This is a genomic window from Streptomyces sp. NBC_00572, assembly GCF_026341815.1.
Taxonomy (GTDB): Bacteria; Actinomycetota; Actinomycetes; order Streptomycetales; family Streptomycetaceae; genus Streptomyces.
Genome location: NZ_JAPENX010000002.1, coordinates 14537 through 30758, shown reverse-complemented (window position 1 = coordinate 30758; position 16222 = coordinate 14537). Strand labels below are relative to the sequence as shown.

The window sequence follows — 16222 nt, the reverse complement described above, 5'->3', positions numbered from 1 at the left end:
GGTCCAGGGTCGGCAACGAGCTGTGATTGAGCTTCCCGAAGGGTCTTGGTGGGACTGGGACATTGTCGCCTGCGACCCCGGGCGGTTGCGTCTGGGCGCCGGGCACGACATCTCGTATGCCCACGGCCTGGAGTTGGTGTTCAGCGACCCGGTCTTTGTCATGTGCCCGGCCGCCTTCCAGGATCCTGTGTTTCGTGCGCCGACGCCTGACGAGGTCCGGCTCATTGCCCGGCAGGTCGGCGAGGCACCTCCCGTACTAGTTGCCTTCGAGGCCGATGCGGGCGGGCCGAGTCTCGCTTCCGGCCTGGTCGCGGCTGGGCAGCTCGACATCGTCCAGGGGACCGTCTTCCGGTACTGGTGCGAGAACCTCACGGTCGGGGAACGTCTGGCTCCCTGGGTGAAACCTCCGGCTTGATCGGTCCGCAACCTATGCGGCCACCGCACCAAGTGCTTCGCCCGAAGGTGGGAAAGCAGCGAGTTCGTCGAACAGCCGACGGTTCCTGAGGCAGCGGTAGAGCTGGCCGAGCAGCCGGTTGAAGAGATTGCGCTGGGCGGCGTGCCAGTCGGAGTGCTCGTCGCGTCGGCGTCGGTAGTGGGCTTTGGGCTCCCATGGAGGCCGTCAGAGAGGCGAAAGCCCAGAGGTATCCCGCATGGTTGAGACGGTCGTTCTTCACCCAGCGCCGGGTGATGCTCGACTTCTTCCCCGAGGCCCGGGTGATGGGTGAGGCGCCGGCGTAGGCCTTCAGGCCACGGGCGTCGGCGAACCGGGTGCGATCGTCTCCGATCTCGGCCAGCGCACGGGCCCCGAGCTGGGTGCCAAGGCCGGGAGAGCTGAGGATGATCTCCGCGTCAGGATGCTGCGGCAAGACTTCCTCCACCGCCTGGGCGAGTTCGTCCGCGGCGGCGCAAGCGGCTGTGAGCTGGCCTAGGAGAGCGAGCATTTGCCTGCCCAACGCGTCCTCGACCAGGGGCGGTTGGTGGGCCCAGTCCTGGCGGAAGGCCTCGCGGAGCCGCTCGGCTTCGGCCTCGTTGCCGCGCTTACGGCCGGCTCGTTTGAGTGCGGCCGTGATCTGCGGGTCCGGTGACGACCAGCAAGGGGGCTCTGGCCGACCTTGCGCGCTGGCTGCGGGACAGCGCGCAAGGTCGGGCCGGACTTACCGGGAGCTGGCCACCAGGACGAAGTGCACGGCGACGGCGTTGCAGCGGGCGGCATCGGGGGACTCGGTGCCGACGCGTACGACGGTCCTGTCGTACGCCAGGGCATGTGACGCGTCGTTGGAGACGGCGTTGTTGTTGTGGAAGGCGGCCCGGCGCGAGGCGGTGGTTGGTACGCGCCGGAGGCGTCCTGCGCCGAAGCCGGAGGCGATCTGGGATGTGGCGGAGCTTATCGAGGCGCTGGTGGACCTGTACCGGCGGGCCGGGTCGCTGTCGTTGCGGCTGATGGAGTCGCGGGCCGGCGGGTACGGGGTACTTCGGCGCAGTGCGGCGCACCGCCTCGTGACCCGGCAGCTCATTCCGCGGAGCCGGAGCCAGTTCGTCGGGTTCCTGATGGCGTGCGAGGTTCCCGAAGCTGACTGGGACGTCCGGACCACGGCGTGGAGCCGGGCGCTGCGGTCTCGTCCGGAGGATAGGGACATCGTCGTTGACGGCAAGGCCATTGAGGTGAAGGACCTGCATTCGTCCCCGTGGTTCGAAGCGCAGATCCCGCCCCCGAGGCTACTCGTTCGCCAGGCGGCGGGGAGGAGGTTCCTGCAGCGGGATGGACGGGTCCGGCGGCACGAGCCCACTCAGTCCTTCCTGATCCCTCCATCCGAGCTGCCCTGGGAGGAGCAGGAGCTCCCAGGACGGGAGATTGAACTTTAAGGAAGGTCTGGGGTTCCGATGACCTGGATCGGGCATTCGCTGCAAATCGGTCTGGCCTCCGCCGCCCGCCGCCCGCCGCCCGCCGCCCGCCGCCCGCCGCCCGCCGCGCCGGCCGCGACTCCATCGCCATCGCCGCTCGATGCTTGGCTACATGCAGCGCGAGGACGGCTGGGACGACGACGCCGCCGTCTGGTATTCGTACTCCGCCACCTGGCAGGCCTCATAAACCCCGTGGCGTCGGTCCATGTTCGTGGCGGTTTTCTCGGCGTCGACCTCGGTGCCGGAAGCCGGAGGTACCGGGAGTCCCGCGGCCCATCAAGCAGGCCTTCTCCGGGGTAGCGAAGCAAGCCAGGGAAAGGGAGGCCATCACAGCACTGGCAAGAATTATGTTGCGCCTCATCGAATCTTCCTTTCCGTGAGTGTGATCGGCGGCCAGTCGACCGTTCGACTGGCCGCCTGCACGAGTGTTCAGCATTCACCTCACGTTTGCCGCTGTGAGGTGTTCTCGTTGTAGGTGTCGACCAGATTTCTCGTGCATATGCCATGGCCGCGGTTCGTTCTGCAAGTCTGAATCAAGCCATTCACCGGATTGGTGGCCATGCTCGGCGAGACCCGAATATCCCGAATGTGAAGAAGGTGGACATAAAGGTGGTGAGCGAGTCGATTCTCCACTTGCTCCAGTGTGCATATAACCGACATGTCACCCAGTCTGGACTTCTCCGCACCGGCACCTCTTGGCGCATGGCGCCCCGGCCCTGGAATGCACTTCCCCCGACGGGGCCGAAGCGTGTTCGGGTGCCACCTGTGGCAATGTCAAATCTTTACTGTCCCATTTATTGTATGTGCCAATTGTCTAGATTTAAGGATGATCTAATAATCAGGTTCGACGTGGGAGGGGCCACTTCGACTACACCCGCTTGCCGGAAAAGCCCGACGCGTTGAGGGGCGTGTCGGACGTGGTCCGGCTGGGGGTACATCCATGGCGTCGCGGTTGGCGTGATCGTCTCCGCCGCCGGGCCGGTGGGCCCCTCCTCTGTCCCTGACTCCGGCACCGCCGCCGGTCTCGGCCTTGCCGTCGTCCAAAGGTTTCCCTGCCGGTCCGGCCGTTCCATCGGTCCAGATCCGGCCGGGGTTTCGCCGTGCTGGTGGATCCGGTGCGGCGTGTGGAGTGTGCACCGTGCGCACCCCTTCAGGGGGAGTTTGTTGTGTCGCGATATAGAAGGCCAACGCTGGGCGTACCAGGGACCTTGCTCCTGGCCGTGTCCCTGCTGGCGGCTCCACCGGGCCTCGCGTCCGCGGCGTCCGGTCCGACGGCCGCAAAGGCGCCCGCCGCGCGGACAGCCGCCGAATCGACGGGTCCGGCGGCAGACGTTCTCGTCAACGGGTGGGGTGACAGCGCGGGTTACCACTTGGCCGTGGGCACCGGCGCCGGCGGCTACACCTGGCGTGAGCTGGCGGTCATGCGTCCAGGAGGCATCGACGATGCCTCCTGGACGGGTTATCAGTGCGTCTCGGGCGACGGGCGCTACGCGGCGGTGACGATACTGCCGGCGTCCGCCGTCAACCGGGCGGAAGCCCGGGACCACGGGGCGTTCGCGTACTCGGTCGATCTGCGCAGCGGCGCCGTCAAGCCGGTGGCCAGCGGTGTGGCGATGAAGTACCACTCGCCGGGCTGTGGCCTCGCTGGAGACGCGACGTTCGTCGTCAACCCCGGTGAGAACCAGCGCAGTACACAGGTCCTCTCGGTGGATCTGCCCACGGGCGAGATCCGCAGCACGGTCACTGTGCAGGGGCAGGTGACCTCCGTGGTCCCCACACCAGAGGGCCCGGTCGGCGTGATGGGTGCCTCTCTCGTACGGATTCCCTCGCCCGCGGCGGGCTCCGCCGCGCCGAAGGTGCTCGCAAAGGTCGACGGTGACGCGTACGACCTGCGGCCGACGGCCGGCGGAACGGTGGACTTCGCGGTCCAGTCCGAGCGCTCCGAACCGTCCAAGCTGATGCGGCTGCGCTCCGGAAAGCTCTCCTCCTTGGGGCAGGGCCCCAAGGAGTCGCTGCGCCTCATGCAGGGCCGCTCCGGCCATGCCATCGCGGTGGGCGCCAGCGATGTCGCTTCCGGCTCCGGGATCACCCGGGCACAGGCCAAGGGCCTCCCGAACGGCGTCACCGCTGTCTCCCTCGACGGTGGTGCCCTGATAGGCGACGGCGCCAAGACCACCTCGTCCGCGCCCCTGGTGCTGGCCACCAAGAGCGGCGGGCTCTTGAACCGCCCGGCAGCGAAGTCCGCCAGGTCCGCGGTCACCGCACTGCCGACCCCCGTGGTGAAGCCCGTCGCCGCACCCTCCGCGGGCGACAAGTCCCTGAACACCGCGCCGAGCTCCGGTTCCGGCAGCCTGTGGACGAAGTCGCCGCAGCCGGTCATTCCCATGGCGGTGGCGGCGGCTCAGACCACCCCCAAGTGCGCGGTGGACCGGCTCGCCGAGAACCGGCAGGTCCTCCAGCCGGGTACGGCGCAGGTCTCCTGGGGCATCGAGATGGCCGAGCAGGGTCTGCTGACCGGCTCCGCCTACACCCGCCCGGCCGGGTTCTCGAACCTGGGCCTGGCGGCGTACGCTCCCAACAGCGACTTCGGCAGGGTGGCGCTCAAGCACCCGGCGGGCGACACCTTCGACACGGTGCCCCGCTCGATCTACCAGGCGATCGTCGCGCAGGAGAGCAACTACAGCCAGGCCTCCTGGCACGCCCTGCCCGGCATCGCGGGCGGCGTACTCGTCGGCGACTACTACGGCGCCGGCGGCTCGATCAGCCACATGGACTATGCCAAGGGCGACTGCGGCTACGGCCTGGGCCAGGTCACGACCGGCATGTCCAAGGGCGACACCACCTACTCGGTGAACGGCCAGACGAAGATCGCGGTCGACTACCAGGAGAACGTGTCCGCGGGCCTGCAGATCCTGCAGAGGACCTGGAACCAGCTCTACGACGCGGGCATCACCGTCAACGGCGGCAACCCCCGCTACCTGGAGAACTGGTACCTGGCCGCCTGGGCGTACAACTCCGGCATCCAGCCCAACGCCAAGTTCGGCAACACCACGGGCTGCGTTCCCAGCCCCACCTGCGTCGGTGCGGACGGCACCTGGGGCCTGGGCTGGTCCAACAACCCGGCCAACCCCGACTACCCGCCGACCCGCACCCCCTACCTGCGCTCCTCCTACGCGGACGCCTCGCACCCCGCGAGCTGGCCGTACCAGGAACGCATCATGGGCTGGGTGGGCCAGCCCATCCTGCGCTTCAACCAGCCGGCGTACCCCAAGCCGGACTACCACGGCGGCAAGACCTGGCTGCAGATCCCGCCGGTCGGCGCCTTCTGCACGGCGGAGAACCTGTGCGACCCGACGGGCGCGCAGAACCCCAAGAACTGCACCCTGGCCAGCCTCCAGTGCTGGTGGCACTCGCCGGTGACGTTCATCTCGGACTGCGCCACCACGTGCGCGACCAGCGCGTACACCGCTGGGGCTGGGTCCACAGAACCGGCCGTCGTCAAGCCCCACCCACATCCGCCGACCTGCACCCTGGACACCTCCAAGGTCCCGAACGCCGGCTACGGTTCGCCGATCATCGTCGACGAGTCCCAGAGCCAGCCACCGTTGAACCTGGTGGGCTGCGGTTCCTCGAACTGGTCGCAGGGCGGCACCTTCTCGTACTCCTATGGCACCAACGGCGCCGGTGACCCGATCGGAGCCCTGGACACCCACCAGCTGGGTGCGGGCTTCGGCGGCCACGTGCTGTTCACGCACACCGAGGACGGCTCCAACCCGGACCTGATCAACACCGGTACCTGGACGCCGAACCTGCCCAAGCTGCAGTACTACAAGATCAAGCTGCACTTCCCGTCGACCGCGGCCTCGGCCACCAACGTGGTCTACACGATCAATCCGGGCGGCGGGGTGAGCCCGTGGAAGATCCGGGTGAACCAGGACTGGGGATCCGAGGAATGGGTCACCATCGGCACCTTCGCCATGCAGAACGGCGGAAACGTCAAGCTCACCAACCAGAGTGAGATCACCGGCTCCGGCAACATCAACTACGCGGACTACGACGTCGCCTACGACGCCGTGGCCTTCATCCCGATGGGCGGCACCCCGGGCCAGCCCATCGGCGGACCGCCCGGCATCAAGGACGCACCCAAGGGCAGCAACCCGGCCTGGACCCAGTGCGGCTGTGTGCGACGTACCGCTGGTGACCCGGTGGACACCAGCACCGGGTACTTCGGCGAGACCATCACCGACCTGAACACTCCCGGACGCGGCGCGCCGCTGAACTTCTCGCGCACCTACGCCTCCGCCCTCTCCAGCCCGGCCGGCCCGAACGCCTCCCTGGCGATCAACGGGGCCTTCGGCTGGGGCTGGACGTACTCCTACAATCTCTCCGCCGCCACCAACGGCACCAGCGGTGATGTCACGGTGAGTCAGGAGGACGGCTCGCAGGTCACCTTCATCAACACCGCGGGCACCTATGCCCCGAGCGCCCCGCGCTACAACGCGTCCCTGACAAAGTCCGGTACGAAGTACACCTTCACGCGCAAGTCGAAGGAGGTCTTCACCTTCGACACCGCGACGGGGCGCCTGCTCTCGGCGACCGACCTGGTCGGCAGCAAGGCCACCCCGCCGTACGCCACCACCATGGCGTACAACGGCTCCGGCCAGCTGAGCACCATCACGGACCCGGGCGGTCGCGCGTATACCCTGACCTGGACCGGCACCCACATCACGGGCCTGTCCGACTCGGCGGGCCGTAAGGTCACCTACGGCTACGACGGCGGCGGCAACCTCACCGACGTCTACGGTGCGGGGACCACGCGGACCCCGTCGCTCAAGGACGACGACCACGCCACGTTCGGCTACAACGCGGCGCACCTGATGACGTCGATGCGCAGTGCCGCGCAGTTCGGCTCCACGGCGACCCCCACCCCGGTCACGACCAACGTGTACGACGCCTCCGAGCGCGTCACGAAGCAGACCGATCCGCTCGGCGGCATCACCGGCTTCGAGTACGGTCCGGATGCCGCGGCGGGCCTGACGGCCGGGCAGACCCGGGTCACCGATCCGGTGGGCCACAAGACGCTCTACACCTACCAGAGCGGGATGCTGACGTCCGAGACCCGAGGGTTCGGCACCGCCGAAGCCGGGACCTGGACGTACACCTATGACCCGGTCAGCATGGGCATGACGTCGGCGAGCGACCCGAAGGGGAACCTCCAGACCTTCGCCTACGACGACCACGGCAATCAGATCTCGGCGAGCGACGCCCGTGGCTTCACCACGAGCCAGGCGTTCGACGACGCGGATCACCTGATCTCGAAGATCGACCCGTCCGGTCTGCACACCACCTACGGGTACGACGAATCCGGACACGTCACGGCTTCCGGCAGCGGATTCGGGCTCCTTACCAGCGTCACCCAGGAGCCGGTGAGCGGCACGGCTCCCGCGCGCAAGGTGAACATCAACTACGAGGACGCCGCCCACCCCTCGGACGCCACCCGGACGGTGGACGCGCGGGGCAACACGAGCACGAACACCTTCGACGCGGCCGGCAACATCACCAGCGCCACCGATGCCGAAGGCAACAAGACGCGATACGGCTACGACGCCAACCGGGGGCTGATGACTTCTCAAGTCAGCCCCGCGGGTGTGGCAGCCGGTACCGTTCCCGGCTGCACGCCGCCCGCCAAGGGCTGCACCGCATTCACCTACGACGTGTGGGGCCACCACACCAAGACCGTGGACCCGCTCGGCCGGACCGTGTCGGCGACGTTCGACGCCAACGGCAACATGACCTCGTCCACGGACGGAAACAACCACAAGACCGTCAACGGGTTCGACGCCTTCGACCAGAAGACCAGTGTCACCCTCCCGGACAACAGCAAGCCCACGACCGTCTACAACGGTGACGGGACCGTGGCCAGGACCGTGGACGCGGCCGGTGCGGCCACCGTCTACGGCTACAACGCCCAGGGTCTGCAGACGACCAGGAAGGACCCGGACAACCGGACCACGACGGCCGTCTACGACACCGCGGGCAACCTGCTGACCACCACCGACCCGCAGAGTCGTGTCACCACGTACACCTACGACCCGGCCAACAAGCCGGTGTCGGTCACGTACTCCGACGGCACGACGCCGAACGTCACCGCGATCAGCTACGACCCGGCGGGCCGGCAGACGTCGATGACCGACGGAACGGGCACCACGACCCGCTCCTACAACGCCTTCGGGCAGCTGTCCTCCCAGACCAACGGCGCGGGGGCGACCACCACGTTCGGCTACGACGCCAACGGGAACGAAACCTCCATCGTCTACCCCGGCGGCACCGGCCGCACCCTCACCCGCACCTTCGACAAGGCCGACCGGCTGACCGGGCTGGTGGACTGGAACACCAAGTCCACCACCTTCGGCTACGACGCCGACAGCCACTGGAACTCCACGACCTACCCCAACGGCACCGTCTCCACCACCGGATTCAACGACTCCGGCCAGCGGATGACGGACACGCTCAAGAAGGGCACGACCACACTCGCCTCTCTGACCTACACCCGTGATCTCGCGGGCCAGCTCAGCGGTGAGACTCCGACCGGTGTACCGGGCAGCGCGCAGACCTTCGCCTACACGGCACGCGATCAGCTGAAGACCGCCACGGGCTCCACGACCACCACCTTCGGCTACGACGCGGCGGCCAATCCGATCCAGATCGGCACCACCAACCAGGTCTTCGACGCGGCGGGCCAGCTCTGCTGGTCCACCACCGGTGCCGCGCCGGTCAACCCGGTCTGCGGCACCCCCGCTTCCGGCGCCACCACGTACGCCTACGACACCCAGGGCAACCGGACCAAGGCCACCACGGGCGCGGGTGCCGTCAGCGCGTACACCTACGACCAGGCCAACCGGCTCACCAAGGCCACCATCGGCAGCGCCACTTCGACCTACGCCTACGACGGCAACGGCCTGCGCGCTTCCAAGACCGTGGGGACCACTACGACGGCCTTCTCGTGGGACGCCGACCAGGACCCCAACCTCCTCTACGACGGGACCACCAGCTACCTCTACGGTCCCGGCGGCACCCCGGTCGAGCAGATCGCCGCGGCCGGCAGCCAGTGGTACTTCCACGACCAGCTCGGCTCCACGCGCGCACTGACCGACGCCGCGGGTGCGATCGCCGGCACCTACGGCTACACGCCGTACGGCGCCGTCAGTGCCCACTCCGGCACGTCGACGCCGCTGCAGTACTCGGGCCAGTACGCGGACGCGGAGACGGGCCTGACCTACCTGCGGGCCCGCTACTACGACCCGTCGACCGCGCAGTTCCTCACCGTGGACCCGGAGGTGCGCAGCACCCTCAGCGCCTACGGGTACGTGGACAACAACCCGCTCAACCACGCCGACCCCAGCGGAAGGTTCTTCGGAGCCCTCCTGGGCGGTGTCGTGGCCGTACTCGCGGCACCCGAGGCGCTGGTCGTCTTCGTGGTGGCCGTGGTCGTGGTCGTCGTCGTCGTCGCGGTGGCCTACGCCATCAGCGAGGGAATCAACAGCTGGCGTGACTCGCAGAGTTACGGAACGACGTACGACTCGACCAACGACGACGCCACCTCGTGGGACACCAGCTCGAGCGTGGCTCAGTCGAAGGGCGGCAAGCAGACTTCGGGCAAGACCTTGTCCGCTGCCGAGGAAGAAGCCCTGGAGAGGTACGACAACAACGAGCCCTGTCTCGACCAGAAGGTGCTGAATTCGGCGAGGCAGAAGAGAAAGTTCAACGAGAAGGTCGTAGAGAAGACGCGAAACGCGCAGAAGCGCAAGAAGTAGCACGCGTCATACCCCCGTGCCCCCGTCCGGCGCTTTTCGCCGGACGGGGGCACGGTGCTTTCTGGGACTCCTTCAGACGTTCTCGGCGACCAGGTCCGCCGCCCGCAGCGGGTCTCCGTCGGCGCGGACCAGCAGGCCGTCCGCGTTCCACGTCACCACGCCGTGTGCGGCGGTGACGAGCGACAGGGTCAGGTTCGCCTCGAAGCGCGAGGCGTACAGTGCCGCGTCCGCCTCGGGCACCCGGGCGTAGACCGCCTCCAGCAGGGCGCCCGCCGCCGCGTCGCGGAGGGCGCGGGCGGCCGGGTCGCAGGCCTGCAGCGCCTCACTGACACCGGGATCCGCCGGGTCGTACTTGGTCAGCGAAGGCAGCAGCCCCGGATCGCCGAGTACCGCCGCCGCGTTGAACGTCTGGACGTAGGCGGTCGGCTCGTCGAGCAGCGCCGCGAGCAGCGGCACGGCGCCGGGATCCCGCCGCACGGCGAGACCGCGTACGCCTTCCTCGCGCGTCTCCTGGTCCTCGTCCTCGACGCGCCGCCACAGGGCAGCCCTGATCTCCGGACCGTCCACCTCGGCGAGCTGCCCCAGCGCGAAGGTGGCCTGCTCGCGCACGCACGCTTCGTCGTCGGAGGTCAGCCGGATCAAAGCCGCCAGTACGGGATCGTCCGCCTGCCCGGACAGGGCCGTGGGCAGCTCGCTCGCCACCTCGGCACGCAGATCGGGGTCCTTGTGACCGGCTTGTGTGATGAGGGCAGCGATCTCTTCCGCGTTCATGCCCTCATCGTCCCGCAGCCTCGTCTGCTCCGACGCGGCGGGTCGGGTCGTGTCGGTGGAGCGGGTCCGCCGGTCAGCGGCGCACACCATCCACATGGCCGACCGCACCGGACCGCATCAGGAGTCCGTCGCGACCTTGGCGCGGTGGCTCGGGCACTTCTCGCCCGCGATCCCCCCCGGTTACCTGCTCACTTCATGCCGGAGGCCGGCAGCAAGGGGCGCGGCACCGTCGACGGACCAAGTCGCATCGATGCCGGTAGGTACCTTGCGTGACGTAGCCATCGGCGGCGGAACCGTATGCCGATTGCCAACGTCCGCTCAGACGTCCGCAAGTTCAACTCTGACGGAGGATCCTTCCATGACCGGCACAGCTGCCCGCCATCTCTACCTCACGCGGCACGGTGAGGCCTCGCCGGACGAGAGCAAGCTGACCGACATCGGCCGCCGCCAGGCCGTCCTGCTCGGCGAACGTCTCCGCGAGGCCCCGCTCACCGCCGTCTACCACGGCCCGCTCGCACGCGCAGAGCAGACGGCTCAGCTCATCGGCGAGCAGCTTGACGGTGTTCCCCTGCGACGGTTCGCACCTGCTGGCGACTACATTCCCTACATGCCGCAACGCGAAGAGCTGCCGCCGCACTCGGCCGACGCCATGCTCGGGCACCTGGCCCAGTTCCCGGCCGAGGAACGCGAACAGGGACCCGGGCTGGCGCAGGAGGCCCTCGCGCAGTTCACCGGACCCGTCACCGGCGGTGAGCCTTGCCACGAACTCGTCGTCACCCACAGTTTCCTCATCGCCTGGCTTGTCCGAGATGCCCTCGACGCCCCGAAGCAGCGCTGGATGGGCATCAACCACGCCAATGCCGCACTGACCGTCATCCGCTACGCGCCCGGCCGACTCCCGTCCGTCCTCCTATTCAATGACACAGGCCACCTTCCGGCCGAGCTCCGCTGGACCGGTTTCCCTCCCGAGCTTCATATCTGAGTGTGGGTACCAGCTATGTGATGGGATGGGCGGCCACCGCCGGTTTCGCACGGGACCGGCGCCCTGGGTTGCCCTCAAAGTCCCCAAGCAGCTGTGGTCGTTAACCTTCCATGCGCCTGTTCCTCTTGGCCCTCACCGTGGCCCTCGTCCTTGGAGGGCTTGTCCTCCTGGTGTCCTTCAGTACTACGGCAGCAGTGATCTGTGCGGTCTACTTCGCAGTCGTGATCCCGCTCGCCGTGCTCGTCGGCCGGGCCATCAAACGCTCCGACCCTCCATCCTCTGACTGAAGGAGTTCTCAACGCCTGGACACTGTGGGAGGAGATCAAGGCGCAGGGCTACCCGGACGGCTACTGCAACGTCCGCGCCTACGTCGGCCGGAACCTACGCGGCAAGCCCAACGACGCTTGATGAAATCAAGGCGTCCTTCTGGAGTGGACAGACGTACGGTGTCCAGCCCGCCTTGACCCAGGCGACGGTCGCCGACGCACACTGAGAACGCTCCCCGATGGGTCAGTCAGGCTCGCTGAATTCCACTGGTGTCGTAGAGGATTCCACGAGTGCCGTCCTGGATCTGGACGTCCAGGGTGTCCCCCCGCTGAGACACAGCGAGGTACCAGGTACCAGGTTCAAGAATTACGGGCGGACCGATGTTCACGCTGAGCCGGCGTTGCGTGGGCACCGCGAACCAGAAGGGGTTTGACGCACCCGGAGGCAGCTCAGGGTGCGGGCTGGTCGCCTCCGTGTCTTCGGATGCCGCAGGACGTGGCGTCGGCGGCGCGGGGTACACGCGGGGCATCGCGATGTCTTCGTATGCCGAAGACTGCGGCATCGGCAGCTGGGGGTACACGCGGGGCGTCCCAGTGCCTTCAAGCGCCGCAGGATCCGGATACGGGTATGCGCGAGGTACTGGAGAGGCTGACGCACCGGGGTAGCCGTAGCCCCCGCCGAATACCTCGGGCGTGGCGGCGCCTCGGAGATGGACTGCCTGCGTGTGCATCAGCAGGTTGAGGTCCGCTGCTGCTCTATCCACGAGGTCAGCGAGTTCTGCCGGAGACTTGTCGAGCGACCGGCCCGCTTCCTTCTGAAGGAGCACCTTCCTGATCACCGTGCTGGTCTCTGTGAGGGACGTACGGGCACTTGCCAGGGGCCGGGTGTCGACGAGTTCGGCTTCGGTGGCGGCCATCCGGAAGAAGGCGGTGTTCACTTCGGCCAGCAGTTCGCGAAGCGTGGTGTCGAAGAGGCTGATATCGATCGGCCGGTCGGCCTCCAGATCTTGGATGACATGTCCCAGAAAGAGTGCGCAGGACCTGGAAGCCGTGCGTGCGGCCGCCGTTGATTCCAGCGCCTGCCCCCTGGTCTGCGCCTGCCTGTCCAGAGACCTACTCCGCTCGGCCGACCGCCGGCTGGAGCGTTGTACAGGCGCGGTCCCGAACGCGGTGATGGCAGCGCCTCCGAGCAGGCCCACTACTCCGACGATCACCTCTAAGACGTCGTTTCTTTTGGTGTTTGTGGTGGGCGGAGGCGTTCTTGTCTGGGTGTGATCCCTGGGTGAGGATCGGTCTCATGAGCCGTGTCTATGACGATGAGCGACTGGCCGGCGCCTATGAGCGTGGCAACGAGATGCCCGAAGCTTCGCTGCGGGCCTGGGTCGAGCTGATCGCTTCCTATGTGCGGCGGTCATCGCCGTCCATCGTCGAGATCGGATCGGGAACGGGCGTCTTTTCGGCCGCGATGGCCCGCTGGATCGAGGGAAGCGAGGTGGTGGCCATCGATGCGTCCGAGGCGATGCTCGTCGAGGCACGTCGGCATCATCCGCATCCCGCGGTGCGGTATCTGCCGGGAGAGGCGGAGGCTGTACCCGCTGCTGAGGGCTTCTTCGACCTGGCTTTGATGTCCCGCGTGATCCACCACATCCCCGACCGCGCGCGTGCGGCCCGGGAACTGGCCCGCGTGCTGCGCGTCGGCGGGAAAGTGGTCGTCCGCACCACGTTCCGCGAACGGCTGGACGCGCTGGTGTACGACTACTGGCCGCGGCTCCGGGCGATCGACGAGCTGCGTTTCCCGGGCGAAGAGGAAGTGGTCGCCGACTTCGTCTCTGCCGGGTTCGACCTGGAGGAGGTCATCTCCTTCGCCCAGCCGGTCGCGGCGAACCTGGAGCAGTACTGGGCCCGGCTGGTCGTCCGGCCTCAGTCGAAGTTCACCCATCTCACCGATGAGGAGTTCCACCGGGGCCTTGTCCGTATGGAGGCCGCGGCCCGGAGCCAGACGTCGGGCAAGCCCCGACCAGTCCTCGAACGCTACGACGTGGCGGTGTTCTCCCGCTCGTGACAGGCACTTGATCGCTTCAGACGGCGGTAGCCGATGAAGGTTGCGGCTATGCCGACGAAGGCGAGGAAGTGTTCGGCCTTGCGCTCATAGCGGCGGTGCAACCGGCGGCAGCCGGCCAGCCAGGACACGGTTCGCTCGACCACCCAGCGATGTCTGCCCAGCCGCTGCGAGGACTCGACGCCCTTGCGCGCAATGCGGTGGTGGATGCCCCGCTGACGCAGCCATCGGCGCAGGTGATCGTAGTCGTAGCCCTTATCGGCGTGCAGTTTCGCCGGCTTTCGGCGCCGGGGCCCGCGGCGGGAGCGGATGGGCGGGATGCCCCGCACAAGCGGCTCCAGGCCCTGACTGTCGTGCATGTTCGCGCCGGAGATACCCAACCGTTCCGGTCGCAGATCAGGTGGATCTTCGATCCCAGCTTGCCGCGATCGGTCGGATTCGGTCCCGTCAGCGGCCCCCTTTTGCCGCCCGCAGACTGACCGAGTCGATCGCACACCGCGACCAGTCCAGCTCACCTCGCGCCCCGAGTTCGTCGAGGATCACGCGGTAGAGCTTCGCCCAGACCCGGTCCCGGCTCCACTGGGCAAACCTGCGATAGACCGTCTGCCAGCTCGGGCCGAACACCGGTGGCAGCTGCCGCCACGTGCAGCCCGAGGTCGCCACGAAGACGATCGCAGCCAGAGCCTCACGGTCACCCGCCCGGCGCCGGCCACCGCCCTGCGGACGTATCACCACCGTCGGTGGCACCACCCGCCTGAACAGCACCCACAACTCGTCCGGCACCAACCGCTCAACGAGATCCGCCATGCACGGACCAGCGAATGATCGCACCATAAGAAACGACCTCTAAGGCCACCTGGACATCTTGAATGACATGCCCAACGGTTGCAAGGAGAGCTGACGACAAGGTGCTGGATGGTCGTGATCTCGCAATGACGGCGTGATCGACCGGCCATTCGGTGAACCCGTGAACTGTGCAAGGAGTCGACTGATCATGTCCGCACCCGTCGTTGACGTCTGGGGTCCGGTCTCCCCCGGAGCCCGCTCCTCGTTTCCCCCGCTCCGGAACCGCATGACGAATGGCCCCTCTCCGGCGGAACGGCCTGGGTCTACTACAGCCCGCTGAACCGTCGGTAGCTCGTCCGCCCGGTCATCCTCTCCGACGGCTTCTCGAACGGGTCGAGCGACCTCGACCAGCTCTGGCACGGCCTGGAGGAGAACGGCGACTACCGCTTCATCTCCGAGCTCCACGCGGCAGGCCGGGACGTGATCATCCTCGGCTACACCGACCGGACGGCCTCGATCACGGACAACGCGGAAACCGTCATCGAATGCATCCGCCGGACCATCGACGAGCGGGTGGGCCGGGCGAAGCTGGCCGTGGGCGGATTCAGCATGGGCGGACGGCTCACCCGCTACGCCCTGGCGAAGATGGAGCAAGACCCCGGCCTCCCCGACCACGAGACGTCCCTCTACTTCTCCTACGACACCCCTCACCAGGGCCCATGGTTCCCCATCGCCATTCAGGCCTTCACGCACTTCGCGACGGACAACTGGGGAGACACCCCGGGCATCGGCCCCGTCCTGCGCCAGTTCTCCGGGCTGCTCAACAGCCCCGCAGCGAAGCAGATGGCGCGGTGGCACATCGAGAAGGCCGACGCCACCCCGGAGCAGGCATCGGAGCGGACCGCGTTCCTCAGGGCGCTCGACGAGGTCGGGGGATGGCCGCGGAGCCCGCGCAAGGTCGGTGTCGCCAACTGCGTGGACACCGGTACCGGCAACGGCATCAAGGCCGACGCAACCGCGGTGAGGTGCGACGGTGACACGCTGCACGACACGTGGCTCAAGACCCAGGCGCAGGGTGACCAGGTAGTCGCCCGCCTGCAGAAGACCGGCGGAGAACCGGTATCGGTCCACACCAGCGGGCTGCCCGACATCGACGGTGCTCCCGGAGGCCTGTTCACCGTGCCGTCCCCCGCGGGCGACACCGGCAGCTTCGGCCTGGCCGCGGCCCTCATGGGCCTTCTCGGCAACACCGTGGACCCAGACGTCATCACCACGTCCTGCTTCATTCCCAGCATCAGCGCCGTCGGCGCCGGTGACATCAACGACCCGAAGGCGCTCTACCGGCCGATTACCCCGGACGACAGCGCACTCGACGCCTTCACGTGCGCCAGCCGCAGTGAGGGCCACACCGCCATGACCGAAGAACTTGGCGCGGGGATCGTGAACGAGATCGTCGCCACTGGTTGACCCTCAGGGGTGGGCGGGGCCGCTTCGACCGCCCCGCCCACCCCGAACTTGTCGGCGTAGACCTGCACTCCCAGCCTGAGCTTGCTGGGATCGGGGCGCGGCTCTGGGCGGTCAAAGCGCCAATCAACCCAGAGAACGCTGAGCGCACGATCTGACACGGATGTTCCTCAGACCT

10 protein-coding genes and 1 pseudogene are annotated in these 16222 nt (G+C 67.7%); 6 read left to right on the top strand and 5 right to left on the bottom strand.

Annotated features, from left to right (window positions below; translation table 11 throughout):
* The first annotated feature begins 22 nt into the window (after positions 1-22).
* On the top strand, positions 23-415 hold the full coding sequence (locus OG514_RS32480; RefSeq protein WP_266901056.1) for a hypothetical protein: 393 nt from the start codon (positions 23-25) through the stop codon (positions 413-415).
* A gap of 12 nt (positions 416-427) precedes the next feature.
* Here the strand turns inward: OG514_RS32480 and OG514_RS32475 are convergent.
* Positions 428-1073, bottom strand: a pseudogene (locus tag OG514_RS32475) (transposase); the annotation flags it as partial.
* A gap of 202 nt (positions 1074-1275) precedes the next feature.
* Between OG514_RS32475 and OG514_RS32470 the strand changes: the two are divergent.
* Both OG514_RS32470 and OG514_RS32465 read left to right on the top strand, forming a co-directional pair.
* Positions 1276-1863 (top strand): hypothetical protein, encoded by a 588-nt coding sequence (locus OG514_RS32470; RefSeq protein ID WP_266901055.1) that lies wholly within the window; start codon positions 1276-1278, stop codon positions 1861-1863.
* Positions 1864-3278: 1415 nt separating this feature from the next.
* Entirely contained in the window at positions 3279-9716 is a 6438-nt protein-coding gene (locus tag OG514_RS32465) for an RHS repeat-associated core domain-containing protein (RefSeq protein ID WP_266901054.1), read from the top strand.
* 72 nt (positions 9717-9788) lie between these two features.
* Here OG514_RS32465 and OG514_RS32460 read toward each other — a convergent pair whose 3' ends face one another.
* Complete coding sequence (locus OG514_RS32460; RefSeq protein ID WP_266901053.1) at positions 9789-10487, bottom strand: HEAT repeat domain-containing protein; 699 nt, start codon at positions 10485-10487, stop codon at positions 9789-9791.
* Positions 10488-10845: 358 nt separating this feature from the next.
* Between OG514_RS32460 and OG514_RS32455 the strand changes: the two genes are divergently transcribed.
* Entirely contained in the window at positions 10846-11469 is a 624-nt protein-coding gene (locus tag OG514_RS32455) for a histidine phosphatase family protein (protein ID WP_266901052.1), read from the top strand.
* A 514-nt stretch (positions 11470-11983) separates the two neighbouring features.
* Here OG514_RS32455 and OG514_RS32450 read toward each other — a convergent pair.
* Positions 11984-12949 carry a hypothetical protein gene (locus OG514_RS32450; protein ID WP_266901051.1) on the bottom strand — a complete coding sequence of 322 codons (966 nt, stop codon included), beginning with the start codon at positions 12947-12949 and terminating at the stop codon, positions 11984-11986.
* An 83-nt stretch (positions 12950-13032) separates the two neighbouring features.
* On the opposite strand from OG514_RS32450, the gene OG514_RS32445 reads away from it, so the two are divergent.
* Entirely contained in the window at positions 13033-13797 is a 765-nt protein-coding gene (locus tag OG514_RS32445) for a bifunctional 2-polyprenyl-6-hydroxyphenol methylase/3-demethylubiquinol 3-O-methyltransferase UbiG (RefSeq protein WP_266901050.1), read from the top strand.
* Here OG514_RS32445 and OG514_RS32440 read toward each other — a convergent pair.
* Together OG514_RS32440 and OG514_RS32435 are read right to left on the bottom strand one after the other, a co-directional pair.
* The gene (locus OG514_RS32440; RefSeq protein WP_266901049.1) at positions 13767-14288 is read right to left on the bottom strand and encodes an IS5 family transposase; all 522 of its coding nucleotides are present in this window, start codon (positions 14286-14288) and stop codon (positions 13767-13769) included. The two genes, OG514_RS32445 and OG514_RS32440, sit on opposite strands and share 31 nt — an antisense overlap.
* A complete protein-coding gene (locus OG514_RS32435; protein ID WP_266901048.1) occupies positions 14242-14601 on the bottom strand; it encodes a transposase in 360 nt (119 codons plus the stop codon). The genes OG514_RS32440 and OG514_RS32435 overlap by 47 nt, the downstream gene beginning before the upstream one ends.
* A gap of 459 nt (positions 14602-15060) precedes the next feature.
* Here OG514_RS32435 and OG514_RS32430 point away from each other — a divergent pair, with 459 nt between their 5' ends.
* Positions 15061-16047, top strand: a complete 987-nt coding sequence (locus OG514_RS32430; RefSeq protein WP_266901047.1) for a hypothetical protein — start codon at positions 15061-15063, stop codon at positions 16045-16047.
* The last annotated feature ends 175 nt before the right edge of the window (positions 16048-16222 follow it).

Coding starts and splice junctions, on each gene's coding strand:
- OG514_RS32455 (WP_266901052.1), top strand. CDS start 10,846: ATGACCGGCACAGCTGCCCGCCATCTCTACCTCACGCGGCACGGTGAG.
- OG514_RS32435 (WP_266901048.1), bottom strand. CDS start 14,601: ATGGCGGATCTCGTTGAGCGGTTGGTGCCGGACGAGTTGTGGGTGCTG.
- OG514_RS32460 (WP_266901053.1), bottom strand. CDS start 10,487: ATGAACGCGGAAGAGATCGCTGCCCTCATCACACAAGCCGGTCACAAG.
- OG514_RS32445 (WP_266901050.1), top strand. CDS start 13,033: ATGAGCCGTGTCTATGACGATGAGCGACTGGCCGGCGCCTATGAGCGT.